We start from the raw sequence: 687 nt of genomic DNA, 5'->3' as shown, positions 1-687 counted from the left end.
CCGTCGGAATCTGGACAAAGCCTGTGAGCTCGGAGAAATACTTTGACGCCGCCGGCGGCATGTCGTGGCAGTTGTGCTCGAGCACCTGTTCGAGATCAATGATGCCTTTCCAAAGTTCGACGAAAACGGGCTCCTCGTCCGGGTCGATGAAGCCGTAATTCGAGAACGTTCGCTTGAGTTGGCCGGCGAGTTCGGAAAGCTCGACGCCGAGACGCGACATTTTTTCCAGACGCTCGGCCTTGAGATCGGTATTGTCCATTTGATTTTGTATTTGTTTTTCTTCTTGAATACGTATTACATATTAGTTTATCATTCGACAGACGTCAAACTTTTGTGATCAAGAGGCGGATTATGGGGAGGCGAAAGAGCGACAGCCCGAACTGGGGAGGCAAGCGAAGCAATGCCGGCAGACCCAAAGAACTCGGAAAAGATACGGCAACCCTCTCTTTTCGCATTGACAACGAAACCGCTGCACGATGCAAAGCGCTGGGCGGCTCGAAATTCATTCGCGCAGCCATACACGCTGCACTCTCAGCTGTTAAGGACGGTACGGCCGAAAAGGAGACGGCGTCGCTTGAGCAAAACATCGGGATCGTTGATTTCGAGAAGCTCCCGGGTTTTGATGCTGTCAATCGCTCAACCTCGCTGGTCTCCTCGACAATTCGACAGTCGAACACGAACCTTCAC

Annotated in this window: 2 protein-coding genes; one reads left to right on the top strand and one right to left on the bottom strand. The window is 52.3% G+C overall.

Translation table 11 applies throughout. The features are described 5' to 3' along the window. On the bottom strand, positions 1–259 hold a 259-nt coding region (locus H6A60_RS12095; protein ID WP_205104972.1), incomplete at its 3' end, for a hypothetical protein. Between the two features lie 92 nt (positions 260–351). Here H6A60_RS12095 and H6A60_RS12090 point away from each other — a divergent pair. Further along, on the top strand, positions 352–687 hold a 336-nt coding region (locus H6A60_RS12090; RefSeq protein ID WP_205104970.1), incomplete at its 3' end, for a hypothetical protein.

Source organism: Sutterella massiliensis (assembly GCF_016899755.1).
In the GTDB taxonomy this organism is placed as follows: domain Bacteria; phylum Pseudomonadota; class Gammaproteobacteria; order Burkholderiales; family Burkholderiaceae_F; genus Sutterella; species Sutterella massiliensis.
This window is presented reverse-complemented; position numbering and strand designations above follow the sequence as displayed.